Source organism: Methylosinus sporium (assembly GCF_003113265.1).
Lineage (GTDB): Bacteria > Pseudomonadota > Alphaproteobacteria > Rhizobiales > Beijerinckiaceae > Methylosinus > Methylosinus sporium.
This window is the reverse complement of sequence record NZ_PUIV01000010.1, coordinates 74,436-101,219: the sequence shown is the minus strand read 5'-3', so window position 1 is coordinate 101,219 and position 26,784 is coordinate 74,436. Positions and strand designations below refer to the sequence as shown.

Annotated in this window: 24 protein-coding genes; 8 read left to right on the top strand and 16 right to left on the bottom strand. The window is 66.9% G+C overall.

The features are described 5' to 3' along the window. Window positions 1–234: 234 nt before the first annotated feature. The 8 genes from C5689_RS09175 to egtB all read right to left on the bottom strand — a co-directional run bounded on the left by C5689_RS09175 (window position 235) and on the right by egtB (window position 9,523). A complete protein-coding gene (locus C5689_RS09175) occupies window positions 235–924 on the bottom strand; it encodes an HD domain-containing protein (protein WP_108916965.1) in 690 nt (229 codons plus the stop codon). Further along, a complete protein-coding gene (locus C5689_RS09170; RefSeq protein WP_108916964.1) occupies window positions 921–3,152 on the bottom strand; it encodes a CHASE2 domain-containing protein in 2,232 nt (743 codons plus the stop codon). Before C5689_RS09170 ends, C5689_RS09175 begins: the two co-directional genes overlap by 4 nt. Before the next feature lie 142 nt (window positions 3,153–3,294). Further along, on the bottom strand, window positions 3,295–3,684 hold the full coding sequence (locus C5689_RS18680) for a hypothetical protein (protein ID WP_174800259.1): 390 nt from the start codon (window positions 3,682–3,684) through the stop codon (window positions 3,295–3,297). A gap of 190 nt (window positions 3,685–3,874) precedes the next feature. After that, a complete protein-coding gene (locus tag C5689_RS09160; protein WP_244594646.1) occupies window positions 3,875–4,567 on the bottom strand; it encodes a Crp/Fnr family transcriptional regulator in 693 nt (230 codons plus the stop codon). Window positions 4,568–4,636: 69 nt separating this feature from the next. Continuing rightward, on the bottom strand, window positions 4,637–6,433 hold the full coding sequence (locus tag C5689_RS09155) for a PHA/PHB synthase family protein (RefSeq protein WP_108916962.1): 1,797 nt from the start codon (window positions 6,431–6,433) through the stop codon (window positions 4,637–4,639). A gap of 462 nt (window positions 6,434–6,895) precedes the next feature. Further along, window positions 6,896–7,165, bottom strand: coding sequence for a ribbon-helix-helix domain-containing protein (locus C5689_RS09145; protein ID WP_108916961.1), 270 nt, complete (start codon window positions 7,163–7,165; stop codon window positions 6,896–6,898). A 58-nt stretch (window positions 7,166–7,223) separates the two neighbouring features. Then, window positions 7,224–8,186, bottom strand: coding sequence for an L-histidine N(alpha)-methyltransferase (egtD, locus tag C5689_RS09140; protein ID WP_108916960.1), 963 nt, complete (start codon window positions 8,184–8,186; stop codon window positions 7,224–7,226). Beyond that, window positions 8,183–9,523: an ergothioneine biosynthesis protein EgtB gene (gene egtB / locus C5689_RS09135; protein WP_108916959.1), complete on the bottom strand. Its 1,341-nt coding sequence runs from the start codon at window positions 9,521–9,523 to the stop codon at window positions 8,183–8,185. Before egtB ends, egtD begins: the two co-directional genes overlap by 4 nt. A gap of 203 nt (window positions 9,524–9,726) precedes the next feature. Here egtB and C5689_RS09130 point away from each other — a divergent pair, with 203 nt between their 5' ends. Further along, entirely contained in the window at window positions 9,727–10,017 is a 291-nt protein-coding gene (locus C5689_RS09130; protein ID WP_108916958.1) for an acyl carrier protein, read from the top strand. 1 nt (window position 10,018) lies between these two features. Here the strand turns inward: C5689_RS09130 and C5689_RS09125 are convergent, their stop codons facing one another. Both C5689_RS09125 and maiA read right to left on the bottom strand, forming a co-directional pair. Beyond that, window positions 10,019–10,798 (bottom strand): L,D-transpeptidase, encoded by a 780-nt coding sequence (locus C5689_RS09125; protein ID WP_108916957.1) that lies wholly within the window; start codon window positions 10,796–10,798, stop codon window positions 10,019–10,021. Window positions 10,799–10,922: 124 nt separating this feature from the next. Beyond that, on the bottom strand, window positions 10,923–11,555 hold the full coding sequence (gene maiA / locus C5689_RS09120) for a maleylacetoacetate isomerase (RefSeq protein WP_108916956.1): 633 nt from the start codon (window positions 11,553–11,555) through the stop codon (window positions 10,923–10,925). Between the two features lie 87 nt (window positions 11,556–11,642). Here maiA and hppD point away from each other — a divergent pair, with 87 nt between their 5' ends. The 3 genes from hppD to C5689_RS09105 all read left to right on the top strand — a co-directional run bounded on the left by hppD (window position 11,643) and on the right by C5689_RS09105 (window position 15,222). Next, on the top strand, window positions 11,643–12,719 hold the full coding sequence (gene hppD, locus C5689_RS09115) for a 4-hydroxyphenylpyruvate dioxygenase (RefSeq protein WP_108916978.1): 1,077 nt from the start codon (window positions 11,643–11,645) through the stop codon (window positions 12,717–12,719). A gap of 176 nt (window positions 12,720–12,895) precedes the next feature. Continuing rightward, the gene (hmgA, locus tag C5689_RS09110; RefSeq protein ID WP_108916955.1) at window positions 12,896–14,194 is read left to right on the top strand and encodes a homogentisate 1,2-dioxygenase; all 1,299 of its coding nucleotides are present in this window, start codon (window positions 12,896–12,898) and stop codon (window positions 14,192–14,194) included. 8 nt (window positions 14,195–14,202) lie between these two features. Further along, window positions 14,203–15,222, top strand: a complete 1,020-nt coding sequence (locus C5689_RS09105) for a fumarylacetoacetate hydrolase family protein (protein ID WP_108916954.1) — start codon at window positions 14,203–14,205, stop codon at window positions 15,220–15,222. Between the two features lie 539 nt (window positions 15,223–15,761). Here the strand turns inward: C5689_RS09105 and C5689_RS09100 are convergent. From C5689_RS09100 to C5689_RS09075, 6 genes are all read right to left on the bottom strand, one after another. Further along, window positions 15,762–16,148: a hypothetical protein gene (locus C5689_RS09100; RefSeq protein ID WP_108916953.1), complete on the bottom strand. Its 387-nt coding sequence runs from the start codon at window positions 16,146–16,148 to the stop codon at window positions 15,762–15,764. 45 nt (window positions 16,149–16,193) lie between these two features. After that, the gene (locus C5689_RS09095) at window positions 16,194–17,051 is read right to left on the bottom strand and encodes a MipA/OmpV family protein (RefSeq protein WP_108916977.1); all 858 of its coding nucleotides are present in this window, start codon (window positions 17,049–17,051) and stop codon (window positions 16,194–16,196) included. A 126-nt stretch (window positions 17,052–17,177) separates the two neighbouring features. Then, window positions 17,178–18,341: an FAD-dependent monooxygenase gene (locus tag C5689_RS09090; RefSeq protein ID WP_108916952.1), complete on the bottom strand. Its 1,164-nt coding sequence runs from the start codon at window positions 18,339–18,341 to the stop codon at window positions 17,178–17,180. Between the two features lie 10 nt (window positions 18,342–18,351). Next, a complete protein-coding gene (locus C5689_RS09085) occupies window positions 18,352–18,612 on the bottom strand; it encodes a zinc-finger domain-containing protein (RefSeq protein ID WP_108916951.1) in 261 nt (86 codons plus the stop codon). A 134-nt stretch (window positions 18,613–18,746) separates the two neighbouring features. After that, a complete protein-coding gene (locus tag C5689_RS09080) occupies window positions 18,747–19,844 on the bottom strand; it encodes an acyltransferase family protein (protein WP_108916950.1) in 1,098 nt (365 codons plus the stop codon). 208 nt (window positions 19,845–20,052) lie between these two features. After that, the gene (locus tag C5689_RS09075; protein WP_108916949.1) at window positions 20,053–22,299 is read right to left on the bottom strand and encodes a class I poly(R)-hydroxyalkanoic acid synthase; all 2,247 of its coding nucleotides are present in this window, start codon (window positions 22,297–22,299) and stop codon (window positions 20,053–20,055) included. A 204-nt stretch (window positions 22,300–22,503) separates the two neighbouring features. On the opposite strand from C5689_RS09075, the gene C5689_RS09070 reads away from it, so the two are divergent. From C5689_RS09070 to C5689_RS09055, 4 genes are all read left to right on the top strand, one after another. Further along, complete coding sequence (locus C5689_RS09070; protein WP_146188367.1) at window positions 22,504–22,875, top strand: hypothetical protein; 372 nt, start codon at window positions 22,504–22,506, stop codon at window positions 22,873–22,875. Window positions 22,876–22,956: 81 nt separating this feature from the next. After that, the gene (locus C5689_RS09065) at window positions 22,957–24,174 is read left to right on the top strand and encodes an LL-diaminopimelate aminotransferase (RefSeq protein WP_108916947.1); all 1,218 of its coding nucleotides are present in this window, start codon (window positions 22,957–22,959) and stop codon (window positions 24,172–24,174) included. A 36-nt stretch (window positions 24,175–24,210) separates the two neighbouring features. Then, on the top strand, window positions 24,211–24,546 hold the full coding sequence (locus C5689_RS09060) for a c-type cytochrome (RefSeq protein WP_108916946.1): 336 nt from the start codon (window positions 24,211–24,213) through the stop codon (window positions 24,544–24,546). A 241-nt stretch (window positions 24,547–24,787) separates the two neighbouring features. Further along, window positions 24,788–26,680 (top strand): methyl-accepting chemotaxis protein, encoded by a 1,893-nt coding sequence (locus C5689_RS09055; RefSeq protein ID WP_108916945.1) that lies wholly within the window; start codon window positions 24,788–24,790, stop codon window positions 26,678–26,680. The last annotated feature ends 104 nt before the right edge of the window (window positions 26,681–26,784 follow it).

Below are 26,784 nucleotides of genomic sequence, written 5' to 3'. Positions count from 1 at the left end.
GCTGACCGGCGACGAGATGATCGGCCTGCTGCAGGGCAAGCGCCCGGTGCGCGAGGATGTGCCGCCCGCGGCCCCGCCGGCGCGCCCCTCGCCCGTGCCGACGGCCGGCGCGGCGCGTCCTTCGCCGGAGCCGGACGCCGGCGGGCTCGAACCCAATCCGGTCTGACTGGAAACAAAAACCCCGTCGGTCTTCGGCGGGGTTTTTTTATGGGGGGAGGTCGATCGCCGCGACGCTCAGCGTCCGGCGGCGCGCAGCCCCGCTATGCAGCGCGCGAGATTGACGCGCGCCGTGGCGTCCCAGGCCGCGCGCGTCTCGGCGCGGCGAAAGACCGGCGCATCGCCACGCGCGAGCCCCTCCAGCATCTTCACTTGATTGGCGGCGAATTCGGCTTCCTCCACGCCCACCGATTCCGAGCGGATTTTCTGCGTATTGGCGGCGAAAATCTCCCAAGGCGCCGCGAGCGGGCTCAAATCGAGATCGACGAAGAGATCGAGATCGGCGGCGAAGCCGGGATAATGCTCGGTCGTCGCGCGCGCGCCGACATGATCGGATGTCGCCATGACGAGGTCTTCGACGGCCTGCGCCTCGCTCCCTTCGAGCGTCGTGTGGCGACGGAAGGCGGCGACGCTGTCGCGCACATTCTGCCGGTCGAGCCGCGTCTTGCCGTCAGGATCGCGCGCGAGATGGACGGCGTCGTGCCAGAAGATCGCCGCGGCGATCAAATCCGGCCGCGTCGCCAGCGCGCCGAAACGCTCGAGACCCGCCAGCAGCTCGTCGATATGCGCCCAACTGTGGTAGGAGCGATGCGGCTGCCGATAGGCCGAATCGAGCGCCGCGAAAGCGTCCGGCTCATGCGCCGGCTCGATCCGTCCCCAATAGCGCAGCCTGCGCGCTTCCGCGCTTTCTTCCGTCACGCCCGTCATTTGCTATCCATCTTCCAAATGGGTCCGCCATCGGACTTTGCGGGCGGGACCGCCTCGAAAGCCGCGAATCTCTGTTCCAACGCCAAATAGCAGCCAGTCCAATGCGGCTCGACGATGGCCATCATGCGCGCCGCCGCGGCGCGGGCGCGGGTAAAATCCCATTCGGCGTGATAGCGCATCATCGTCCTATGCTCGTCACGCCAGGCGGCGAACGCCTCGCTCGCCGCAAAGGCCTCGTCTCCCGCCAGCGCATAGATGCGCGTCGGCGCCGATCGCCCGACCACCTGCGCCGCGCCGAGATCGAGCCAGGCGAAGCCGGCGGCGGCGTCGCGCAAATCGCCGGAAACCAGAATATCGACGCGGAACCATTTACATAGTCCTTCGAGCCGTGAGGTGAGATTCACGACATCGCCGAGGATCGAATAGTCGAAGCGTCGCGTCGAACCCATATTGCCGACGCTGCAGGGCCCGAGATTGAGGCCTATGCCCATCGCCGCCTTGCGATAGTCGCGCCCCGCGCGCGCGGCCTCGGCGGCGCGCTCGGCGTTGAAGCGCGCCATGGCGGCGCGCATGTCGAGCGCGGCGCAGACGGCCTTGCGCGGATGGTCGGCGATGTCGAGCGGCGCATTCCAGAACGCCATGACGGCGTCGCCGATATATTTGTCGACCGTGCCCTCGCGATCGAGAATGGCGTCGGTCATCGGCGTCAGATAGGCGTTCATGAAATGCGTGAGCTCCTGCGCGGTGAGCCCTTCCGAAATGGTGGAGAAATCGCGCAGATCGGAGAACAGAACCGTCAGCTCGCGCGTCTCGCCGCCGAGCACCAGCCGCTCTGGATGCTCGACGAGGCCCTCGACGACGGCGGGCGCGATGAATTTTCCGAAGGCCATGTGCACATGACGCCGCGCGGCTTGATCGTTGCGCCACAGCGCCACCGCACCGACGCCATAGGCGAGCGCGGCCGAAAGGCTCGGAAAGGCGGCGTCGACGAGCAGGCCGGCGCGATCGAAGGCCCAAAAGGACGCGGTGAACAGGGCCGTGATCAGGCCGATCGCGGCGAGCGCCGAAAACAGCGGCGCGACCAGCAGCAGCAGCGAAGCGACGAGGACGAAAGCGGCGCCGGCGGCGACGAGCTCGAGGCCGGCCGCCCAATCCGGCCGCGAAAGCAGCGCGCCGGAGAGTAGAGATTCGACGATCTGCGAATGAATCTCGACGCCCGGAAGCGTCGGCTGCAACGGCGTGGCGCGAATATCGCCCAAACCGATCGCCGTGGCGCCGATGAAGAGGATGCGCCCCTCTATTTCGTCCCGCGGCGCGCGGCCCTGGAGTACCGCCGCCGCCGAGAGCACGCGCTCGGGCGCTTCGGCGCCATAGCGCGGACGAATGTCGGCCGCGGCGCCGACGGCGATCTCGAAGGCGCCGACCTTCACCGCATTGACGCCGGTCTGGCGTCCGAAGGCGGTCTCGCCGCTGGCGTTGGAGGAGCGAATGACCAGCGTCGAGGCGCCCTGGGCGAGGCGCAGCGCCTCCAGCGCCAGTGAGGGCGTGAGCCCGCCGGGGCCGACGCCGAGCAGCGGAACGCGGCGCACGACGCCATCGCGATCGGGCGCCCAATTGGTCGCGCCGAGGCCGCGCGCCGCCTCCGCCAGCTCGGCGATCGGCGTGACAGCGGCGGGAAAGCGGCTCAGGAAAGACGTCGGGTCGTCGCCCGCTATGGCGACGCCGGCCTTTGGCGGCGACGCGCTTTTCGGACCGACGTTGGAGAGAGTGAGGCCGAGCGCCACCGGCGCCGCCGCGATCGCGCGGGCGAACAGCCGATCATTGGGAATGGCGTTGGCCGCGACCGCGACGATCTCGACCTTGGCGGGCCCATCCGGCAATCGCCGAACGAAATGATCGAGGCTGGTCTGATCCTCTTCGGAGAAGATGATATCGAAGGCGATCGCCGCGGCGCCCGCCTCCGCCAGCTTGTCGACGAGCTCGGCGAGGCGCGTGCGCGGCCAGGGCCATTGGCCGAAGGCGGCGAGGCTCTCCTCGTCCACGGCGACGACCCGCACCGGAAGGCCCGGATCATAGGGCTGCGGGGCGAGACGCTGAAACGTGTCGAAGACGAAATTGCGCAGATCGTCCAGCGCCGGCGGCTGCAGCCGGCCGATCGCGAGCACGGCGAGAGCCGCAGTCGCGGTCGCGAGATAATAGGCCGGTCTGCGTCGCCGTGTGCGCTTCAATCACGCCTCCCATGCGCCGGCCGAGGGCGCGACTTGCGCCGCGAGCGCTCTCGATTCGACGCGTTTCCAATGCCGAACCGATGTCCACTTCGGCCGGGAACGCTAGACCGAGCGGTCGATCGTGTCGACCGGAGCGGCCTTCTCACGCCGTCTCCGAAATTCCAGCGCCGCCGCCGCGCGCGCCGGGCGTGCGATAGGCCGCGAGGCGCTCGACGAGGCCGAGAGCGGCCTCGAGCGCGCTCCCGTCCAGCGGCGGCGGCCGGGAGCGCGGCGCGCCGCGCGGCGCGGAGAGAAAGCGGCGCAGAACCAGCAGCAGCTCGGCGGCGAGGCGCCGCGCGCCGAGGTCCAGCGCGCGGCGCAGGTCGGCGATGACGAGCTCGCGCACGAAATCCGCGCCGCGATCGCACAGCATCAGATAGCTTTCGTAGAGCGATTGGTGCGAGGGCGAGGGGACGGCGCCGGCGATCGCCTCGTGCGGCTCCAGGCCGCAGAGCTCGGCGCAACGGGGAATCGAAATGAGCGCGAAGGGCATTGCGGGCTCGTCCAGCCGGTTGGCCGCTCATCGCGAGCGGCGTCGCCACTCGAGAGCGCTACCGGCCGAAGGGGACGGCTCGGCGTCGGAAGCGCCTCGAAGCAAAAAGATTTAGCAGGCCCCCACGCGGCTGTTTGTGCGTCGGCGCACAGACGGCCGGCGCGGTCCCGGCGCGATTCATAAATCTTTTTCAGCCGGCCTGCTCCAGGCAGGCGGTCAGACGCTGCTCCAGCGTCGCGGGCCGCAGCAGCACCAGTCCGCCGCGGATTTTCTCGGCGAGGCCTTCGTGGATCATCGCCTGCACTTCGCGATTGACCTGCTCGCGCCGGCAGCCGATGCGGGCGGCGAGATCATGCTGCAGCGGCGGCGGCGAGATGATCGACTGGCCCTCATGCCCCTTGCGCGGCAGCGCGAGGCGCAGCAGCTCGGCGTAGAGCCGGTGGCGCAGATCGAGCACCGAGCGCTCGAACAGTCGCGCGTTGAGATCGCGAATGCGCTTCGTCAGCAGGCGCAGCACTTTCTCGCAGACGGCCGGCTGGGAGAAGAGCACATTTTTGAACACGCTCGACGGCATGATGCAGAGCTCGGATTTGGTCAGAGCCGACACATTGGCCGAGCGCTCCGCGCCGTCGATCGCCGCCATCTCGCCGAAAATCTGGCCGGGATGGAGGTCGCAGAGAATGACCTCCTTGCCCGCCGGCGTGCGGATGAGCACGCGCAGATCGCCGGAGACGATGAAATAGACGTCCGTCGAGCGATCGTCGTAATCGACGACGAGCTCATGCTCGTCGACGCGCCGCCAAATGCATTTGCGGGCGATCCGCTCCGCCTCGGCGGAGTCGAGCCCCTCGAAATAGGCAATTCGCAACAAAGAATTCGACACGGTATCGCCCCGCCCAGAGCCATGAGCGCAGTTTGACGAGTATTTGATCGCGCGTCGAGCGGAAAGCGCTCAATGTTCGTGGACATAGTTTCCGGGCGCGGCGCAGAGCGGCGCGAATCCCCGCGCCGGAGCCCCCATGGGCGGCGGCGAGACGCGCTCCGTCGAGCCGTGGGCGACGAGCCAATCGGCCCAGAGCGGCCACCAGGAGCCTTCTTCCCGCCGCGCCGCGGCCAGCCATTTGTCGGCGGAGACATAGTGACCGCCTGCCTGGCGCAGGGCGGTGTGATAGGAGCGTCCGTGATGGCCAGGCTCCGAGACGACGCCGGCGTTATGGCCGCCAGTGGTCAGCACGAAGGTCAGCTCGTCGTCGGTGAAGAGATGGACTTTGTACACAGAGCGCCAGGGAGCGATATGATCGGTCTCCGTGCCGACGACGAACATGGGCGCCGATATATCCTTCAGCGCCACCACCTCGCCCTCCACGGCGTAGCGGCCGGCGGTGAGGCGATTCTCGAGGAACAGGCCGCGCAAATATTGTGAGTGCATTCGATAGGGCATTCGCGTCTGATCGGCGCTCCAGGCCATGAGGTCGTTGGGCTTCTGCCGCTCGCCGAGCAGATATTCGCGCACCGCCTTGGACCAGACCAGCTCATTGGAGCGCAGCGCCGCGAAGGCCCCCGCCATCTGCCGCGTGTCGAGCACGCCCTGGTCCCACATCATATCTTCGAGAAATGCCACCTGCGCCGCGTCGACAAAGAGCATCAGCTCGCCGGGCTCGCTGAAGTCGGTCTGCGCGGCGAGCAGAGTGAGGCTGGCGAAACGCTCGTCGTGATCGCGCGCCATCGCCGCCGCGGCGATGGAGAGCAGCGTGCCGCCGAGGCAATAGCCGCAGCCATGGACCTTGCGGCCGGGCAGCACGGCGCCGATCGCATTCAGCGCGGCGAGCACGCCGCAGACGCGGTAATCGTCGAAAGAGAGATCGCGATCTTCCGGCGTCGGATTGCGCCAGGAGATCATGAAGACGGAAAAGCCCTGCGAGACCAGATAGCGCACCAGCGAATTCTGCGGCTGCAGATCGAGCACGTAATATTTCATGATCCAGGCCGGGACGATCAATATCGGCTCGGCGTGGACGCTTCCCGTCGAGGGGCCGTATTGGATCAGCTCGATCAGCTCGTTGCGGAAGATCACCTCGCCCGGTGTCGCCGCCACATCGACGCCGACGCGAATGCCATTGCCTCCATTGGGCGTGTTCAGAAGCGCGCGGGTGTAATCTTCGATGAAATTTTCCGCCCCGCGCAGCAGATTGGCGCCGCCTTCCTTCATCGTGCGGTCGATGACCGTGGGATTGAGCCAGAAGGCGTTGGAGGGCGAGAACAGCGCGAGCCATTGCTGCGCCATGAAGGCGACGCGGGCGGCGTCATTGGGGGTCATGCCGCGCGCCTCGCGCGTCGCCTGCCGCCACCAATGCTCGCTCGCGAGAAATCCCTGCTTCCAAAAGGCGAAAGGCGGCGCGTCCCAAGCGGGATCGTCGAAGCGCTTGTCGAAAGGCGCGGGCGCGAAGGGTGGGACCACGATCTCGCCACGCGCCGCATGAGCGACGAAGTGAGCGTATCTGGCGGCGTCCTGCATGGCGGCGAGCGACAATTCGATCTGCCGTCCCGGGGCGCGTGTCAGATGCGTCGCCCAATCGAGCCAAGCCGACATTTGCGCCAGCGGCGAGACGCCATGAGTGATGCGCGCCGTGAAGGCGCGGGCGGCGCGATCCAGCGTGTCGAAGGAGGGGATTTCGCCGCTACGGTCGATCTCTCGCGGCGTCGCTTCTGCGAGCGGCGGCGAAGTGACAGTGGGGGAGACGATGTTCATCCGCGGTCTCCTGTGGAGGTGAGGGCTTATGTCCCCTATTTCATGAAATGCCTGTGACCGCGTGCGGCGTCCCGCAGAGACCGTGGAAATTTATACCGCGAGGCGGGGATGCGCCATGCGCGATCTGCCGCGCCTTTCGGAAAGGGCGCCGAAGTCGCATTCGGTCATTGCTCGCGGGCAAAGCTCGTCTCTATGTCGCGTCCCCGATAGAAAACGCCTTCGATCGAGACGACGTCCCGATCTATGAATGCGATGGTGACGCGGCGTTCGAAACCGATCGTCCGCAAGCCGGGCAAGAGATCGTCACGCCTTCGCCCTCGCTCGGGGAAGGTGGAGAAGCCGCGACGATTCGCAGGATGAAGGCGTCGGCGACGCTTTGGCCTGCCCTGTCAGAAATCCAGGCGTGCAGACGATCGACCTCGCGCTCCGCCGCGGGCGTGAAGACGACCTTCGTCACGCGAGCTATCGTCCCGCTGCGCGCCGCGCCTTTATCCGTGCGAGCAATTCTTCGGCCGGGACGGCCCTGGAGGGGTCGGCGAGATATTCCGCATGGCCGGGGACGACGACATCTCGTAGCCATGTCTCGAGCGAAGCGTCACGGTCCAGCTGAGCCTGCACGCCCTCGCTCATCAATTCGCTCGCCGAGTCGTATTCGCCGCGGCGCAGCTTTTCTTCCACGACCTCGGCCATGTCGGGCGGCAAGGTGACGCTGAATTGCTGCTTGGCGGCCATGGTGGATTCTCCGATGCTCGGAGCTTAGCCGAGCCGCGCGGCCGCGGCTAACTCCCCCCTACGGCGCCCGCAGTTCATGCACGCTGAACAGCGCCTCCGCATCCGTCCATACGCGGCCCGGCGCCCAGCCGGCGTCGCTCGCCGTCGTGCGGAACTCGTCCACGCCATATTTGTAGCAATCCTCGGTATGGATCGCCTCGCCGCGCGAGAAGGCGAAGTCGCGGCCGCCGATCTTCGCCGTCTGGCGGCGGCGGCTGACGAGGCGCATCTCTATGCGGCCGGCGCGCTCGTCATAAATGGCCTGATGGCCGAAGCCCGAGAGATCGAAGCCGCCGCCGAGCTCGCGATTTATGCGCGCCAATAGATTGAGATTGAAGGCGGCCGTCACGCCATGCGCGTCATTATAGGCGGCGATGAGGCGTGACGGGTCTTTCTTCAGATCGACGCCGACGATGAGCCGTCCGCCCGGCCCGAGCAATACGCGCATGGCCAGCAGCAGAGCGCGCGCTTCGTCCGGCGTGAAATTGCCGATCGTCGAGCCGGGGAAGAAGCCGATGCGGCGGCGATCGGCGATATCGGCGGGCAGCGGCGCCGGCCGCGAGAAATCGGCGACGATGGGGCGCACGCGCAAATGCGGGAAGCGCGCGGAAAGACGGGCGCGCGCTTTCTCCAGCGCGCTGGCGCAGACGTCGATCGGCGCATAGAGCGCGAGGCGCGGCGCGCGCTCGAGCAATATTTCGGTCTTGCGGCTGGAGCCGGAGCCGAACTCGACCAGCGCCATATCCTCTCCGGCGCCGTCGAGCATCTCCTCGCCATGCGCGGCGAGTATGTCCGTCTCCACGCGGGTCGGATAATAATCCGGCAGATGCGTGATCTCGTCGAACAATTCGCTGCCCACCGCATCGTAGAAATAGACGCAGGAGAGGCGCTTTTCGGCGCGCGAGAGACCGTCGAGCACATCGGCCGCGAAGCCGCGGCCCTTCGGCTCCGAAGGCGTCGCGCGATCGATATCATTGGTCATCGGCCGACATCCCTGGCGAGGCGCAGGCCGGCGAACAGCCAGCGTTGGCGCGCATAGAGGAAGTTGCGATAGCTCGCGCGAATATGGCTCTGCGGCGTCGCGCAGCAGCCGCCACGCAGCACATGCTGGTCGCACATGAATTTGGCGTTGTATTCGCCTATGGCGCCGGCCGGCCGGCGATAGGCGGGGTAGGGGAGATAGGCGTTGCCGGTCCACTCCCACACATCGCCGAAGAGCTGGCGCGCATGGCCCTGGAATGTCTCCGCTGGCGGCAGCGGACGTAGCGCGCCGTCCTCGAGCAGATTGCCGGCGACCGGCTCTTGCTGCGCCACCGTCTCCCATTCGAATTCGGTGGGCAGGCGCGCGCCGGCCCAGCGGGCGAAGGCGTCCGCCTCGTAGAAGCTCACATGGACGACAGGGGCGGCGGGCTCCAGCGGCCGCAATCCCTCGAGCGTCATGGCGAGCCAGAGGCCGCCCCGCCGCTCCCAATAGGCGGGCGCCTCCCAGCCCTCGCGCTGGATCGTCGTCCAGCCGTCGAAAAGCCAGAAGGCGGGATCGCCATAGCCGCCATCCTCGATGAACTCCAGCCATTCGGCGTTGGTCACCAGCCGATCGGCGATCTCGAAAGGATGAATCAGCGCGTCGTGACGCGGCGTCTCGTTGTCGAAAGCGAAATCTCGGTCGAAGGCGAAATGGTCGTCGGCGTCGCTTCCGATGCGCACGATTCCGCCGGCGTAGCCGATCCAGCGCAGCGGCTCCGGCGGGCCGCAAAGGCCGCGCGGCGGCGCGGCGCGATAGGCCGGCCGCAGCGGATTGGCGGCGAAAAGCGCGAGAATATCGCTGAGGATCAGCTCCTGATGCTGCTGCTCATGCTGCAGTCCGAGCTCCAGCAGCCGCGCCGCCTCGCTCTGCGGCGCGAGGCCCGAGTCGAAGAGCTGCTCCAGCGCCTCCTCGACATGGCGGCGATAGGCCATGACGCGCTCGAGCGAAGGCTGGCTCAGCAGGCCGCGTCTTGGCCGCGGCTGCCTGGCGCCGGCGCTCTCGTAATAGGAGTTGAAGCAATAGCCGAAAGCGGGATCGAAGAGGCGATAGCCGGGCAGAAAGCGCGCCAGCACGAAGGTCTCGAAGAACCAGCTCGTATGGGCGAGATGCCACTTCGTGGGGCTCGCCTCCTCGATCGCCTGCGCCGCCATATCCTCAGGGCCGAGTGGCGCGGCGAGCGCCAGAGTGCGCGCGCGCGTCGCGGCGAGCCGAGCGCGCAATGTCTCGGTCTCGAGGGGAGGGTCGCCATGTGGAGGCGAAGCGAAATCCGTTCGCGCCATCGGCCGCGTCGCCATCGGCTCTCATCCTGGGGCAAAGGTCGCGCCGTTTTCGGCGCCGTCGAACAGCGGGCCATATAGGCCGCGCCGATGCGTCGGCAATCGGCGACAGCCGCGCTCGCGGCGAGGCTCGTGCGAAGGCGCACAGCGGCCCTGGATGGCGCGTCCTATGCTTCTCTCACGCTCGACGAGACGAGAGCGCGAAGCGAGGGGATGGGGCCATGAAGACCGAAATCATGAACAGCGAGACGTCGATCGAGATTATCCGCCGCGCCGTGGACGCCAAGGGCAATCTGCCGGCCGCCGCGGCGAGCCTTTCCGCCGAGGCCGATCTCTACGTCGCCGGGCTCTCGCCCTTCTGCGCCGTGCAGGTGATGCTGTGGCTCGAGGCGACGCTGGACGTCGAGTTTCCGAAGCCCATGCTCGAGCGCCGCAGCATGGCCACCATGGCGACGACCGCCGCGCTCATCGGCGATCTGCTGGAGGCCGAGGCGCGCCCGCGGGCGGCGTGAGTCAGCGCACCACGACGCGGGCGCCTTTGGCGACGCGGCCATAGAGGTCGATCACATCCGCATTGAGCATTCGGATGCAGCCGGACGAGACCGCGCGGCCGATGCTCTCCGGCTCATTGGTTCCGTGAATGCGGAACAAAGTGTCCTTCTGCCCCTGGAACAGATAGAGCGCCCGCGCGCCGAGCGGATTTCTCAAGCCCCCGTCCATATGCTCGGGCAAATCGGGGCGGCGCTCCAGCATTTCCGGCGGCGGCGTCCAGCCCGGCCAGAAGGCTTTGCGGCCGATCTTCGCCTCGCCTTTCCAGGAGAATCCGGTGCGGCCGACGCCGATCGCATATTCGACCGCGCGGCCGTCCTCCAGCGAGAGATAGAGACGCCGGGCGCGCGTGTCGATCGTCAGCGTGCCCGGATCGCCGGCGGTCGGATCGGCGACGAAGCGGCGACGCGTCTGCCGCATGTCGACGTCGTCGTCATAGTCGATCGGCGTCGAATAATCGGGATCGGCGTCCGGCGGCAGAGCGGCGAGGCGCCGCCGCTCGAACTCGTCCTTCTCCCGAGGCGCCCGGTTGCGGGCGCGCGGCGGATCGCGGCGCTCTTCGTCGAACGGCCAATTGGCGCGGGCGCGCGGGCGGCGAGGCTTCGGCTCGGCGTAGGGATCGTCGGCGGCGCCGCTCTGTGGGCCATAGCTCGACTCCGGCCAATAATAATATTGAGCGACCGCCGCGCCCGCATTCACGAGCAGAGCGGCGGCGGCGAGGACGAGACGCAGACGAAGCGACATGCCGATTTCCTAAAAAAGCGGAAACGCCTTTTGTCGAAGACGAAGACGGCGAAAAGTGGAACGAGGCCGCCACGCTGTCTCGAGCATATGGAGCGCTGGCGCGGGCGTGACAGGGCGCGCGGCTCTATTCGGCGTCGGCCTGTCGTGACGGCTCGGCGGCGGCGAAGGCGGGTTGGGCGAGGCAATGCGCCTCCACGGCGAGAAGCTTCGGCAGCGCGTCCAGCGGCGTCGCAAAGCGCCGCGCCGCGAAGAGCTGCGGAACGAGGCAGACATCGGCGATCGTCGGCTGCGCGCCGAAGCAGAAGGGGCCGGGCTCGATCAGCCGCTCCACCGCCTCCAGCCCGCCTTTCAGGGCCCAATGATGGATCCAGGCGTCGACGCCGGATTCGTCCTGGCCGAGCTTTTCGCGCAAATAGTCGAGCACACGGCGATTGTTGAGCGGATGAATGTCGCAGGCGATGGCGAGAGCTACGCCGCGCGCCTTGGCCGCGAGCAGAGGGTCTTTCGGCGTCAGCAGCGGCCGCGGCGCGAGCGCGTCGAGATAGTCGATGATCGCCAAGGATTGGATGATGATCGTCCCGTCGTCGAGCTCCAGCGCCGGCGCGAGGCCTTGGGGATTCTTCGCGAGATATTCGGGCAGGCGGTGCTCGCCGCGCGCCAGATGCACGGGGATGCGCTCGACGTCCAAGCTTTTCAGCTCGATGGCGATGCGCACGCGATAGGCGGCCGAGGACCGAAAGTAATCATAGAGCTTCATTGCCGCCGCCTCCGCCGTCCGCCGGGACTTCAATCGGCGGCAGCGCGCAATATGTTGAAGGCGAGCGTCATTCGCAAGGAGGCCGCCATGTCGCCTTCTCCGTCGCCTTCGCCTGAAAATCCGATGGGGACAGATGGTTTCGAATTCGTCGAATTCGCCCATCCCGAGCCGGCGAAGCTCGCGGCTCTGCTCGAGCAAATGGGCTTCGTCGCCGTCGCGCGGCATCGCTCCAAGGATGTGACGCTCTATCGGCAGGGCGACGTGAATTACGTGCTCAACGCCGAGCCGGACAGTTTCGCTGCGGATTTCGCCCGCGCGCATGGGCCCTGCGCCTGCGCCATGGGCTTTCGCGTGGCGGATGCGCGCCTTGCTTTCGAGCGCGCGCTCGCCTTGGGCGCGCGCGCGGCGGAGACGAAGATCGGGCCGATGGAATTGAAGATTCCGGCGCTCGTCGGCGTCGGCGGCGCGCTCATCTATCTCGTCGATCGCTATGGCGCGCGCGGCTCGATCTTCGACGTCGATTTCCGCTGGACCGGCGAGCCCGATCCGCATCCCGAAGGCGTCGGCCTGACGGTGATCGATCACCTCACCCACAACGTCCATCGCGGCCATATGGACGAATGGGCGGGCTGGTACGAGCGCTTCTTCTCCTTCCGGCAGATTCGCTATTTCGACATAGAGGGAAAGCTCACCGGCCTGCATTCGCGCGCCATGACCAGCCCCTGCGGGAAGATACGAATTCCGATCAACGAGAGCGTCGACGACAAGAGTCAGATCGAGGAATATCTCGTCGCTTATCGGGGGGAAGGCATTCAGCATGTCGCCTGCGCCTGCGACGACATCTATCGCACGGTGACGGCGCTGCGGGCACGCGGGCTGCAATTCATGCCGGCGCCGCCGGACTCTTATTACGCGCGCGTCGACGAGCGGCTGCCGGGACATGGCGAAAATCTCGACGCGTTGCGCGAACTCGGCATTCTGATCGACGGCGAGGGACGCAAGCTCTTGTTGCAGATTTTTTCGAAGACGGTGATCGGGCCGATTTTTTTCGAATTCATCCAGCGCAAAGGCGACGAGGGATTCGGCGAAGGAAATTTCCGCGCTTTGTTCCAGTCGATCGAGGACGATCAGGTGAAGCGCGGCGTGCTGCCTGCGGGAGCGTGAGGGATGAGTTCGACGCTGAGCGGAACTCATCTCCGCCTCGAGGGGGAGGTCGACCGCCGAAGGCGGGAGGAGGGCGCTGCAAAGACTCGCGCTCGCACGACCCCGTCCGGCTATCGCCGCCCCACCCTCCCCCTGAAAGAGAGGGTGGGGCGCGCGCCGTCATCGGAGATTGAGCCATGACACTGCGTTACATGTCCGGCTTCGGCAATGAATTCGCCAGCGAGGCGCTGCCCGGCGCTCTGCCCGTGGGGCAGAATTCGCCGCAGCATTGTCCTTACGGGCTCTACGCGGAGCAATTGTCGGGTTCGCCCTTCACCGCGCCGCGCGGCGCCAATGCGCGGTCCTGGCTCTATCGCATTCGCCCTTCTGTGCGGCATGTCGGGCGTTTCGAGCGGCGCGATTTTCCCTTTTGGAAAAGCGCGCCCGCGCGCGACGAGAGCGATTTGCCGCTCGGACCCTATCGCTGGGGGCCGCCGACCATGCCGGATGACGCGCTCACTTTTCCGGCCGGCCTGCGCGTGATGACGACGGCGGGCGACGTCGATGCGCGGAGCGGCATGGCGGCGGGGCTCTATTTCGTCACGCGCTCCATGGCCGAGGATTATTTCTACGACGCCGACGGCGAATTGCTCATTCTGCCGCAAGAGGGCGCGCTGCGCTTCGTCACAGAACTCGGCGCGATGGAGATTTCGCCGGGCGAGATCGGCGTCGTTCCGCGCGGCGTGAAATTCAAGGCGGAGCTGGTCGCCGGCCCGGCGCGCGGCTATGTCTGCGAGAATTACGGCGCGCCTTTCACTCTGCCCGATCGCGGGCCGATCGGCGCAAATTGCCTCGCCAATGCTCGCGATTTCGAGGCGCCGGTCGCCGCTTTCGAAGATATCGAACGGCCTTGCCGGCTCACGGTGAAATGGGGCGGCAAATTCTTCGTCTGCGCGCTCGATCATTCGCCACTGGACGTTGTCGCCTGGCATGGCAATTACGCGCCCTACAAATATGATCTTCGGCGCTTCTCGCCGGTCGGGGCGCTGCTCTTCGACCATCCCGATCCGTCGATCTTCTGCGTGCTGACGGCGCCGTCGGAGCGGAAAGGGACTCCCGATCTCGATTTTCTGATTTTTCCAGAGCGCTGGCTCGTCGCCGAACATACGTTTCGACCGCCATGGTTCCATATGAATGCGATGAGCGAATTCATGGGGCTCATCTATGGGCGCTATGACGCCAAGCCGGACGGCTTTCTCCCCGGCGGCGTCTCGCTGCACGATTGCATGTTGCCGCACGGGCCCGACGCGGAGAGCTTCGAGCAGGCGACGCGGGCGACGCTGGCGCCGCAAAAGCTCGCGGGCACGCTCGCCTTCATGCTGGAGACGCGCCTGCCGCAGCATGTGACGCACTACGCCGCCGCGCTCGAGACATTGCAGATCGACTATTCCGATTGCTGGGCGGGGCTCGCGCGCCGCTTTTGCGGGACGCGGTGAGGACAAAGATGAAGCTGGCTTCCTTGAAGCATGGGCGCGATGGAAAGCTCGTCGTCGTCTCGCGGGATTTGACGCGCGCCATAGAGGCGACGCAGGTCGCGCCGACCTTGCAGGCGGCGCTGGACGATTGGCCGCGCGCCGCGCCGCGCCTCGCCGAGGTCGCAGAGCGGCTGGAGGCGGGTCTGCTCCCCTCCTTTCGCTTTCGCGAGCATGATTGCGCCTCGCCGCTGCCGCGTGCCTATCAATGGGCCGACGGCTCGGCCTATGTGAATCACGTCGCGCTGGTGAGAAAGGCGCGCGGCGTCGAGATGCCGCCCTCATTCTGGAGCGATCCGCTGATCTATCAGGGCGGCTCGGACGGGTTCGCGGGACCGCGCGATCCCATTCCCTATCTCGATGAGAAATTCGGCCTCGATCTCGAGGCGGAGGTCGCCGTCGTCACCGACGACGTTCCGCTCGGCCTCGGCGCCGAGGCGGCGCGCGCGCGAATCGCGCTCGTCATGCTGGCCAATGACGTGACCTTGCGCGGCCTCACCGCCAGCGAGCTCGCCAAGGGCTTCGGCTTTTTCCAGTCCAAGCCCGCCTCGGCCTTCTCGCCGGTCGCCGTGACGCCGGACGAACTCGGCGCCGCGTGGGACGGCGCGCGCCTCTCCTTGCCGCTGCTCTCCTTCGTCGATGAGGCGCCGCTCGGGCGGCCGAACGCCGGCGTCGACATGACTTTCGATTTCGGCCGCCTCATCGCCCATGCCGCGCGCACGCGCGCGCTTTGCGCGGGCTCGATCATCGGCTCCGGCACTGTCTCCAATCGCGCCGCGGACGGCGGGCCGGGCCGGCCCGTCGCCGAGGGCGGCGTCGGCTATTCCTGCCTCGCCGAGCAGCGCGTCGTCGAGAGCCTCGGCGGCGGAGCGGCGCGCACACGATTTTTGCAGCCGGGCGATCGCATTCGGATCGAGATGCGCGATGCGGCCGGCCATTCGATCTTCGGTGCGATCGAGCAGGAGGTGGTCGCGTCCCGAGCAGGCCAATGAGTGGCGAGGATGGAAAGGCGGCCGGCCCAAGGGCGGCGCTCCCCCGGGGGGAGAGGGAGCGCCGCGCAGTGGCGGCCGACGAGAGAGCGAGGCGGCGTGAACCCGTGCGGCAGTACCCGTCGAGGTCCGCTCGGCGCTCGCTCGAAAGGCGCAGGTCGTCGGAGGGAGGTCCGATCTCCGCCTTTTCCAAGTCGGTCGACAGATTCCGCGAGCCTCGCCGGCTCTGAACCGCCTCCCGTCGCCCTGGCCCGCCTCGTATCGGGGGAGATGTCACGCCTCGGGGAAAGGCGCGTCGAGGACGCATGGGCGACATGGATTGCGGGGTCCGCCATCAAAAGACGGCGAGCGCTCGCGGAAGTCCGCTCGAATCGTCGCTGCTCTCGGGAGACAGAGAGCGACGATTCGCGTTCCTTGTTCCTGTGGCGAATGCGTTCCTGTGGCCTATGCGACGCCGGCGCGAGAGAACGCAGGACGAAGCGAGGAAGCTGCTTTAGGAGACAAGCCGAGCGCATATCGCGCCCGGGAGGGCCGCATCGATGTCAGACGAAGGCAGGCGGCGCTCGCGAGCGGAGATTGTCCGGGCTCTCATCGAGGTCCCGGCCGAGGCGAGAGGCGAAATCGAAGCGTGTGGAAATCTCGAAACGATAGACGATATGTGTAATCATCGCCGGGAGGGTCGGCGGCGCGCTGGCCACACAGGCGTCACAGCAGACGACGAAGGGCGTCTGCGGCGCGCTATGAGCCTTTTGGAAGTCCTGGCAGAAAGCGGCGCGATCCTGGAAGACGCCGACGCCCGCTCCGCCATGGCCGCGATGCGACGCGAAGCCCAGCGCGCCGACGATGATCGTTAGCGTATAGAGCCCCAGCGCAAGTCGCCGGAAGAAGAGCGAGCGTAACCTATCGGCCATGGTGAACGAGACTTGCACTCATCTTGGTGAGAGTCAAGGAGCGCCGCGCGCTTCAACGCGGCGTCACCAAGCGAATCCGCGAATCTCGAAGGAGCGCGCGATGGAGAGGCCCGCGGTGAACTGATTGCGCGAGCCGATGTCGTTGGGAATGGGGCTGGAGCCGACGCTGCCGGTCAGCCGCTGCAAGCCGCCGTAAATGGTGGCGTTGGCGTCCTTGCTGAAATCGTAGCGGAAGGTGGCGAGGCCGCCGGCCGCGGTGAATCCGCCGTTCGCCTCATAGGGTTCGATTCGCCCATTGGCCAGGGATTCGAGCGGCGAGACCGAGAAATAGGCGTTCGCATAGCGATTGTCGCCGAGGCTGAGGCGCGGTCCGAAGGACAAGGACGCGCGGCCGTCGCCGCCAAAAATGTCCGCGCCGAGCGAAGCGACGAAGCCGTTGTGGCCGTCTATGCCCTGCCGCAGTTCCGCGCGCGTGCGGAAATGCTCGGTCTGATATTCGGCGAAGCCGCCGATCTCATGAGTGAGCTCGACCGTGCGCAGTCCGTAGAGACCATCGCGCTGGCCGCGCTTGAACACGAAATTGGCCACCGGGCCGGCGCGAAAGCCGTTGGAGTCGATGATGGCGAAGCCGAATCCGTCGTCGGGCGTCGAAAACAGCTCCGGCTCGCCGATGCGCCGGAAGCTGATCGACGGAAACGGGTAGGGACGCAGCTTGGCCGAGCCCGGAAAGCTCGGCGCGAGGGCGCCGATGGCGCGGACGGTCACGATCCATCCTTGTTCCGCCGCGGCGAATGTCGGGACGGGCGCCGGCGCCGGCGCTTCCTCGGCGCGCGCCGCAGTCTCCGCCTGTGCGAAAGACGCTGCGCCGGCGAGGCCGAGGCAGGCGAAAAGGCCGATCGTCGCGGCGCGGGGCAGTGGCATCTGCGGACCCTCGTTGCAGCGTAACCAATTCGTCATCTTTATCAGCCGGCGGACAGGACTGCCAAGTCCGTGGAGACGCGGCCCTTTTTTCGCCGCGATGCGTCCACTGCCGCGAGAGGGCGCCTTTCAGCGATAAATCCAGGCGTTGCGGGAGAGAACGCCCTCGCCGCCCATCAGCCGCACGCCTATGTCGCGCAGCGTCGCCATCGGCTCGGCGAAATGGCAATTGACGCCCTGTCGGCGCGAGGCGCGCTGAATGCGGATCGCCCGCTCGACGCGCGCCGACTGATAGGCCGCGAGCGCCGATTCGATCGTCGCTCCGCCATCCGCAAAGGCGCGGCCGAGCGCGGCGGCGTCCTCTATCGCCTGCGCAGCGCCTTGCGCGAGGAAGGGGACCATGGGATGAGCGGCGTCGCCGAGCAGCGCGACGCGGCCGCGGCCCCAGCGCGTGATCTCCGGCCGGGCGTAGAGCGGCCAGCGTCGCCATGTCGCGCCGGCCTCGAGCAGCGCGCGCAGATCGGGGCTCCAGCGCGCAAAACCCATGGCGCGGGCCAGCTCCTCGCCGGTCCGCGTCTCGGCGGCGGGGCCGCGATCGGCGCGATCCTCGAGAATCGCGACCGCGCTGACGATGCTGGCGTCGCGCAGCGGATAATGAACGACATGCCCGCCCGGCCCGAGCCAGATATGGGTTTCCCGCTCGCGCAGAGCGGAGGGCGCCGAATCGATCGGCATGAGCGTCCGCCAGGCGGTGAGCCCGACGGGACGGGGCGCGTCGCCAGCGACGAGGTCCAGCGCGTCGCGAATCGTGGAACGCAGCCCGTCGGCGCCGATCAGCGCCTCGGCCTCCAGCCGCTCCTCGCCGATGGCGAGCCGAATCCCATCCGGCGCTTCGGTGAAACCATCGCAGCGCGCAGCGGTGCGCGTCTCGACGCCGAGACGGCGCGCCTCGTCGAGCAGCGCCTTCTGCAAATCGGCGCGGTGGAAGACGCGAAAGGGCGCGCCCCAGCGGTTGCGCGCCTCGGCGAGCGGCAGGCGCGCCAGCACGGCGCCATCGGCGGCGCGGCGAATATTGAGGGCGCGGGGCTCGAGGGCGACGGCGTCCAGCGCCGGCCTCATGCCGAATTCATGCAGGATGCGCCCGGCGTTGGGCGAGATTTGCAGCCCGGCGCCCACTTCCTCTATGCGCTCGGCGCGCTCCAGAACGAGCGTCCGCCGGCCGGCGCGCGCTAGCGCGATCGCCGCGGCGAGCCCGCCTATGCCGGCGCCGACAACGACGAAAGGAGCGCCCATTCGCGCGGCGTCAGGCGGTCGGGTCGAGGACGGTTTCGGAGTGATAGACGCATTCGGCCGGATCGGCCGCGCCATGGCCGAGGGCGGCGTCGAACACATAATGCGTCGAGCAATAGGGGCAGACCGCCTCGTCCGCCGCGCCCATGTCGATGAAGACATGCGGGTGGTCGAAGGGCGGCAGCGCGCCAATGCACATGAATTCCTTGGAGCCGACCTTGATCTTGGCGACGCCCGGCTGATTGTGGAAATGCGGTGTGGTGTCGTGCGACATGGCGGGAAGTCCCTCGAGCGGTCGGTTGGCTGCGCGAAGCTATATTGGAGCCGGGGCGGTTTGGGTAGGGGGAGGGGCGCAGTGACGCGGGTGGTTCTCCAGGCGCAGGCCGGCCGCGCGCCTCGGCCGGCCGCTCATTTCAACGCCAGCGCAATCGCCGAAGATTCGCGCGGCGGCTTAGCCCGCGCGGCGAAACGGCGATGCAGATAGGTCGTGATCGGCTTTTCGACGAAGCGATAAACCGCGACTGCGAAAACGATCGAGGCGAACAAGGCGGCGAGAATCAGGAAATCCGCCGGCGCCCGATCGCCGATCGCCACGACCCAGAGGTTGCGCAGCGGGCGAACGATGAAAGTATGCGTGAGATAGAGGCTGTAGGAGGCGTCGCCCAAATAGGTGAGCCACCGCGTCGCGGAAGTCTCTCGCAGAGCGGGGCCGAGCGTCGCGCCGCCGACGATCAGCGCCGCGGGAATTCCCGAGGTCAGGAAAGTCGGTCCTTTCATTTCGAGCGCGAGCAGCCCCAGGCCGAGCGTGATGGCGGCCAGACGCATGACGTTGGAAATGCGCAGGCCATGCTCGAAGGCGAGGCCGAGATAGACGCCGAACAGAAATTCCAGCAGCAGGCCGTCGGTCCAGGTGAAGAGGATCGGCGAGGCCGAAGTGAGATTGCGGCCGAGCGCGACCAGCAGGCAGAAGCTCCCCGAAAGCGCGAGCACGCCGAGGCGGCGCGGCAGGACGGTCGCGAGCGCGAAGGCGGCGTAGAAGAACATTTCGGTGTCGAGCGTCCATCCCTGGCCGACGATCGGGCGCAGATCGCCTTCCGAGCGCAGCACGGGGATGAAGGCGTAGGATTTCAGCACATAGGCCAGGCGATCGCTGGTTATGTCGAGCGAATGCGGAAAGATGAGAAGCAGAACGACGGCGACCGTCGTGACGATCCAGTAGAGCGGCGCGATGCGCAGCAGCCGACGCCAGAGAAACTTGCGCCACGCGCCCGGCGAACCGAAATCGCGCGTCGTGTAGATCATGATGAAGCCGGACACGACGAAAAAAATATGGATGCCGAACCACCAGAAGGAGACGCCGAGAAAATCGGCGTGAGCGGCGCCGTATTGTTCCCGGACCGAATTTGCGTAATAGCCGGCGTGATGCAGAACGACCATCGCGGCCGCTATGGCGCGCAGCCATTGGATTGCGACGAGGTGGGCGTTTTTCTCGACGACAGCAGCCATTTCATACCCGGGTTGTGTCTCGTTTTGACGCGATTGTTGCGTCGCAGCGAGGCGGTGGCGAATTTCCTCCCTGGGTTAGGAAGTTTTGTGCCGCGCGAAAGGAAAGGCTCCCGCCCCGGGACGAGCGGGCGGCGCGCACCGGATATTTCGGCGAAAAAAGGCCCGAGCGCAGGCGTGGCTCAGCGCGACGAAAAGCGACGCTTTCGCCTCACGCCCGCACCCGCACATATTCCCCCGGCGCGTCGCACAGCGGCTTCAGCTTCCCGTCGCCGGGGATGCGCGCGGGCACGCGCTGCGGCGCTTGCGCGGTGATCCAGGCGAGCCAGTCGCCCCACCAAGAGCCCTTGTTTTCATGGGCGGTCTTCGCCCAATCCTCATAGACGCCCACGGGCGGGCCGCCGGTCCAATATTGATATTTGTTCTTGGCCGGCGGATTGACGACGCCCGCTATATGGCCGGCGCCGGCGAGCACATAGCGCACCTCGCCGCCGAAATATTTCGCGCCGGTGAAGACGGAGCGCGCCGGCGCGATATGGTCTTCCTTCGCCGCCAGCTCATAGATCGGAATCTTCACCTTGCGGAGATTGAGCGTGACGCCGTCGATGACCATGCGGCCCTGCGACAGCGCATTCTCAATGTAGCAATAGCGCAGATAGAAGAGATGGTTCGCGCGCGGGATGCGCGTGCAGTCCGAGTTCCAGGTGAGGAGATCGAAAGCCGCCGGCTCGACGCCCTTCATGTAGTTGTTGACGAAATAGGTCCAGAACAATTCGTTCGGACGCAGAAGATTGAAGGTCGTCGCCATTTTGACGCCTTCGAGATAGCCGGTGCGCGACATGGCCTCGTCGAGCGCGGCGAGGCGCGCCTCGTCGATGAACACCTGCATGTCGCCGGCGTCGGTGAAATCCACCTGCGTCGCCAGAAAGGTCACGCTGTCGATGCGATCGTCGCCCTTCTCGGCCAGATAGGCGAGCGTCGCGGCGAGCATCGTGCCGCCGACGCAATAGCCGGCCGCCGCCACATGTTTTGCGCCCGTCGCTTGCTGCACCGCGTCCAGCGCGGCGAGCACGCCTTCTTTCATGTAAGCGTCGAAACCCTTCTCCGCCTGGCTCTCGTCGGGATTGACCCAGGAGATGACGAAGACGGTGAGGCCCTGCGCCGTCGCCCAGCGCACGAAGCTCTTCTCGCGATTGAGATCGAGCACGTAGAATTTATTGATCCAGGGCGGCACGATCAGCAGCGGGCGCTCATAGACCGTCTCTGTCGACGGCGCATATTGGATGAGCTCCATCACCGGCGTGCGATACACCACCTTGCCGGGCGTCGTCGCCATATCGACGCCGAGCTCGAATTTGCTCTCGTCGCTCTGCCGCAGCTTCAACATGCCATGGCCGGCGGAGAGATCCTCGGTCAGCATCTTCATCCCGCGCACGAGATTTTCGCCGCGCGCGTCGAGCGTGGCGCGCAGCAGCTCGGGATTGGTGGCGACGAAATTGGAGGGCGACAGCGCGCTGGCGACGAGCCGTGTGTAGAAGCCGGCCTTCGCCTTCACCTGCGGGTCGAGCCCTTCGGTGCGCTCCACCGTCTCGCCGGCCCAGCGCGTCGTCAGCGCATAGGATTGGCGCAGCCAGTCGAAGAAGGGATTGTCGTTCCATTCCGGCGCGGAGAAGCGCTTGTCATTGGGGTCGGGCGGCACGATCGGCGGCGTGTCCTCGCCGGAGAAACGGCGCAGCGTCTGACTCCAGATATCGGTGAGGCCGGAGACGAGCGTCGCCTGAGCGGCGACCGCCTGCTCGGGCTTCGCCATCCAGCGTTCGGCGACGACGCCGAGCGTCTTCACCGCATCGGCGACATTGCTGGCGAGTTCGCTGCGCGTATCGCCGGGCTCCATGCCGCCTATGGCAGCGGCCAGCGCCTTGCGGCCCTGATCGACGAGCCGCGCCAGATTTTCCGCGAAAATCTCGAAGTCATGCGCATTGGGCGCGGCCGGCGCCGGGGCCGGCGACCGCTTGCGGGGGGCCGGCCCCGGCTCCGGGGCGTGGGGCGCGAGCCGGTCGATGAGCAGCCGGCGCTGATCGGCGGATAACTCCTCTGCGGCGTTCGCCAGCAGGGCGGCTGCGGCGTCGAGCGCCTCGCGACGATCCGCCGCTTTCGGCGGGGCGGGTTTTTTGGAGTTTTTCTGCGGCGCGGGTTTGGTCCGCGTGTCGACGACCGGGCTCGCGACCTTTTTTTTTGCCGCGCCGGCGCCTTTCGCGGCGCCCTTGCTTTTGGGCGCGAGCGTCGGCGTTCGCTCGCCGGCCTCGGCGCGCCCCTTCGGTGCCCCGACGGGCGCGGCCTGAGGAGCGACACGAGGAGCGGCTTGGGCGGGGCTCAGGGCGGCGGCGCCTTTGGGCTCCACGGCATGGAGCGGCGGCCGCCGTTTGGCTCCGGCTGGCGAACGTCTTTGTGCGGTCATCGGCTGTCCTGTCCTCGGCGGCTCCCCGGCCGCCGGCCTCGTCGCTTCCTTAGAGCATATCCCGTGAAGGTTCGGAAACCGTCTCGCGCGGAGAAAAGCGCTTCCTCCAATACTTAAGCGCGGCGATGCGTCGCGGAAGGGCGCGCCCCCTTATCAAAGCCGTATTGTCGCTCTATGACGAAAGCCAGCTGTCCGGAGAAGCCGATGATTCCGCGTTTCGCGATCTGCCTGACCCTGTTCGCCGTCGCCGCCGTCGCTGCGCGCGCGCAGGAGGCCGGATCGGAGACGGTGGGGCAATCGATTGGCAAATTCTTCGAGGGAATGGAAATGCGGCGCTCGGCGCCGGCGCCGGCCGAATTCGTCGAGCGCTCGCGCAATGGCGCGACCGGCTACACGCCCTTCGCCGCGCCGAGGCCGGCGGCGGACGTCAAGACGGACGCCAAGAAGAGCGCCGCCCGCGCCGCCTCGCTCGAGAAAGAGCTGGCCGCCGCCGCGGCCGCCAATCGCGCCCGCGGAGCCCGCGTCAAAATTCCCGACGCGCCGAAAGAACGGCGCGCCGAGACGAAACGGCCCTAGCTCTTTCGAAAGGGTTTCGCGTCACAATCGTCCGTCGCGCCTCGAAGAAGAGGCCGGCGGAGCTTTCAACGGATATAGGCGATGTCGGACTTCTATCGCATCAAGCGGCTTCCCCCTTATGTTTTCGAGCAGGTCAATCGGCTCAAGGCCAAGGCGCGCGCCGGCGGCGCCGACATCATCGATCTCGGCATGGGCAATCCCGATCTGCCCGCGCCGCGCCATGTGATCGAGAAGCTGGTCGAGACGGCCGGCCGTCCGCGCACCGATCGTTATTCGGCCTCCAAGGGCATCGCCGGGCTGCGCCGCGCCCAGGCCGGCTATTACGAGCGTCGCTTCGGCGTGAAGCTCGATCCCGAGACACAGGTGGTGGCGACGCTCGGCTCCAAGGAAGGCTTCGCCAATATGGCCCAGGCGATCACCGCGCCCGGCGATGTGATCCTCGCGCCGAACCCGTCCTATCCGATTCACGCCTTCGGATTTCTGATGGCTGGCGGCGTCATTCGCTCCGTGCCGGCCGATCCGACGCCGCAGCTCTTCCATGCGCTGGAGAAGGCGGTCGCGCATTCGATTCCCAAGCCCATCGCCATCGTCGTCTGCTACCCCGCCAATCCGACGGCGACGGTCGCCTCGCTCGATTTCTACAAGGACCTCGTCGCCTTCGCGAAGCGGCACGACATATTCGTGCTCTCCGACATCGCCTATGCCGAGGTCTATTTCGACGACAATCCGCCGCCGTCGATCCTTCAGGTCAATGGCGCAATGGACATTGCGGTCGAGTTCTCCTCTTTGTCGAAGACCTTCTCAATGGCCGGCTGGCGCATCGGCTTCGCCGTCGGCAATGAGCGTTTATGCGCCGCGCTGGCGCGGGTGAAGAGCTATCTCGACTATGGCGCCTTCACGCCCATTCAGGTCGCGGCGACCGCGGCGCTCAACGGGCCGGACGATTGCATCAGGGAAATGCGCGCTATCTACAAGAAGCGCCGCGACGTGATGGTGGAGAGCTTCGCGCAGGCCGGCTGGACGATCCCGGCGCCTTCCGCGTCGATGTTCGTCTGGGCGCCGATTCCGGAGCGCTTTTCCGGCATGACCAGCCTCGAATTTTCCAAGCTCCTCATCGAGAAGGCGGATGTCGCCGTCGCGCCGGGAGTCGGCTTCGGCGAGCATGGCGAGGGCTATTTGCGGCTCGCTCTGGTCGAGAATGAGCAGCGCATTCGCCAGGCGGCGCGCAATCTGCGCCGCTTCTTCGAGGGCGCGGAGACGACCTTGCACAATGTCGTGCCGCTGCAGGCGCGCGGCTGACGCGCGCGACCGCCGCAGCGAGGGGAGGAGGACGCCATGCGTTTCATTCTGGCAGCCAGCGCCGGCGTCCTCGCGGCGAGCGCGGCTTTCGCGCTGGATAAGCCGCAGGATAGGCAGATCGAGCGCGGCCGCGCCATCGCCAAGGCCAATTGCAGCCGCTGTCATGCGACTGGGGCGCAGGGAAAAAGCCCGAATCCGGCCTCGCCGCCCTTCCGCACGCTGACCAAGAAATATCCGCTCGAAAATCTCGAGGAGGCATTGGCCGAAGGCATTGTCGTCGGCCATGGCGGGCTGGACATGCCGCGCTTCGAATTCTCGCCGGCGCAAATAGAGGCGCTGCTCGGCTATATTGCGTCGATCCAGCGTAAATGACGCCGCCGAGCGGTGCGCATGATTTCTTAATCGATCCCGCGTAATTTTGTCGCATGGAGGATCGGGCGCATGTGGCGGCATGTGCGCGAAGGCATGACGCCGCTCCTTCATTCCGGCGCCGATCCGGCTGTCTGCGGCCGCGGAGATTCTCCGCGGGCCGACGCCCGCTCTTTCCCATCACATCTTCGCCGCCAGGACTAAGATCGTTTCCGAGCGGCCATTCCATTCGGAGGCACTGTCGATGCGCCTGTCCATTTCCCGCGCCGCGAGCCTGCTCGCCGCCGTCGCTTTTCTCGCTTTCCTCGCGACGGCCGGCGCCGGGCGCTACATTCTCGACGAGCTGCGCATCGGCGGAAGCGCCTATCAGAAAATCGGCGCGGGCAAGGATTTCAACGCCGATCTCCTGCCGCCTCCGCTCTTCCTCGTGGAAGCCTATCTCGACGCGGAGCTCGCCGCCTCCTTCAAGCTGGATGCGGCCGAGGCGAAATCGCGGCTTCGGACGCTGCGCGAGAAATTCGACGAGCGTCGCGGCTTCTGGTCCAAATCGACGCTTCTGCCCGCGAGCCTCGTCGCGCTCGCCAATGGACCCGCCGCCAGGGAGGCGGACGCCTTCTGGCGCGAGATCGACGTTTTCCTTCCCGCGGTCGAGCGTGGCGACAGCGCCGCGGTCAGCGCGTCGCTGGCGCGTCTCGACGAGCGCTTTTCGGCGCATCGCGCGCTCGTCGAGCGGCAGGTCGACGAGGCGAACGGCTTTGCGGCGTCGATGGAGAGTAGCGCGATCTCGCTGGTCGGGCGTTATGATCTCGCGAGCCTCGCGGCGACCTTCGCCATCATCGCCGCGCTCGCCGGCGCCGCGCTTCTGGCGCATCGGCGCGTGGTGAAGCCGATCGTGGCGCTTTCCGATTACGCCGCCAAGCTCGCGCGCGGCGACAAGCTCGGACAGCCGCCCTTCGCCGGGCGCGACGATGAGATCGGCCGGCTGCGCGACGCCATCGCCGTGGTTCACGACAAGCTCGAGGAGGTGCGCCTCGCCGAGACGCGCGCCGCCGAGCAGAACGCCGCCGCCGCCGCCAAGCTGGAAGAAAAAGCCGCCGGCGCCAAATGGTATATAGAGAATCGCGACTTCTTTTTCGCCGAATATACGGCCGCCATGGAGCGGCTCGCCGAGGGCGACCTCGAGGTCCGCCTCGAGAAGGAGTTCATCAAGGATTACGAGAAGCTCCGCGCGCAGTTCAACGCCGCCGTGGAGCGTATGCAGCACACGCTGCGCGGCATTGTGGCGACGAGCGGCGCGATCGGCTCCAGCACGCGCGAGATCGCCCGCGCCTCCGAGGATCTCTCGCAGCGCAATGAGCAGCAGGCGGCGACATTGGCGCAGACGGCCGCGGCCGTCGGCCAGATCACCGATACGGTGCGCAAGGCGGCCGAGAGCGCAGTCGAAGCGCGCGAGATCGTCGGCGACGCCAAGACCGACGCCGTCAAGGGCGAGAAGATCGTCGGCGAGGCGATCGACGCGATGGGCGGCATAGAGAAGTCCTCCGAGCAGATCGGCCAGATCATCGGCGTCATCGACGAGATCGCTTTTCAGACCAATCTTCTCGCGCTCAACGCCGGCGTCGAGGCGGCGCGCGCGGGCGAAGCCGGCCGCGGTTTCGCCGTGGTGGCGACGGAGGTGCGCTCGCTGGCCCAGCGCTCGGCCGAGGCCGCCAAGGAGATCAAGGATCTGATCGCCGTCTCCAATGCGCGCGTGCAGGATGGCGTAACGCTGGTCGCCGAGACGGGCGCCTCGCTCCATCGCATCGTCGAGCAGGTCAATCGCATCGATGTCGTCGTCACCGCCATCGCCTCGAGCGCCGCGGCGCAATCGACCGGCCTGCGCGAGGTGAATACGGCGGTGCAGGAGATCGATCAGGTCACGCAGAAGAACGCCGCAATGTCCGAGGAGACCAATGCGGCGAGCCGTTCGCTGGCCGAGGACAGCGCCGAGCTGGTGCAGCTCGTCGCGCGCTTCAAGATCGGCGAGATCGAGACGCGCGCGCCGTCGAGGCCCATGCTGAGACGCGTCGCGACCGCGCGTTCCGGCTCCGCTGTGCGCAAGGAGGCGCCGCAAGAGGAAGAGTGGGCGGAGTTCTGAGGGGGGAATCGGCTCGCGCCATCGGCGCTGGTCGAGTAGAACTCGAGCGGACTCGCGGTCATCGTCGTGAGACGGGTCGAGGACGGCCGCCTTCCGTCATAGGG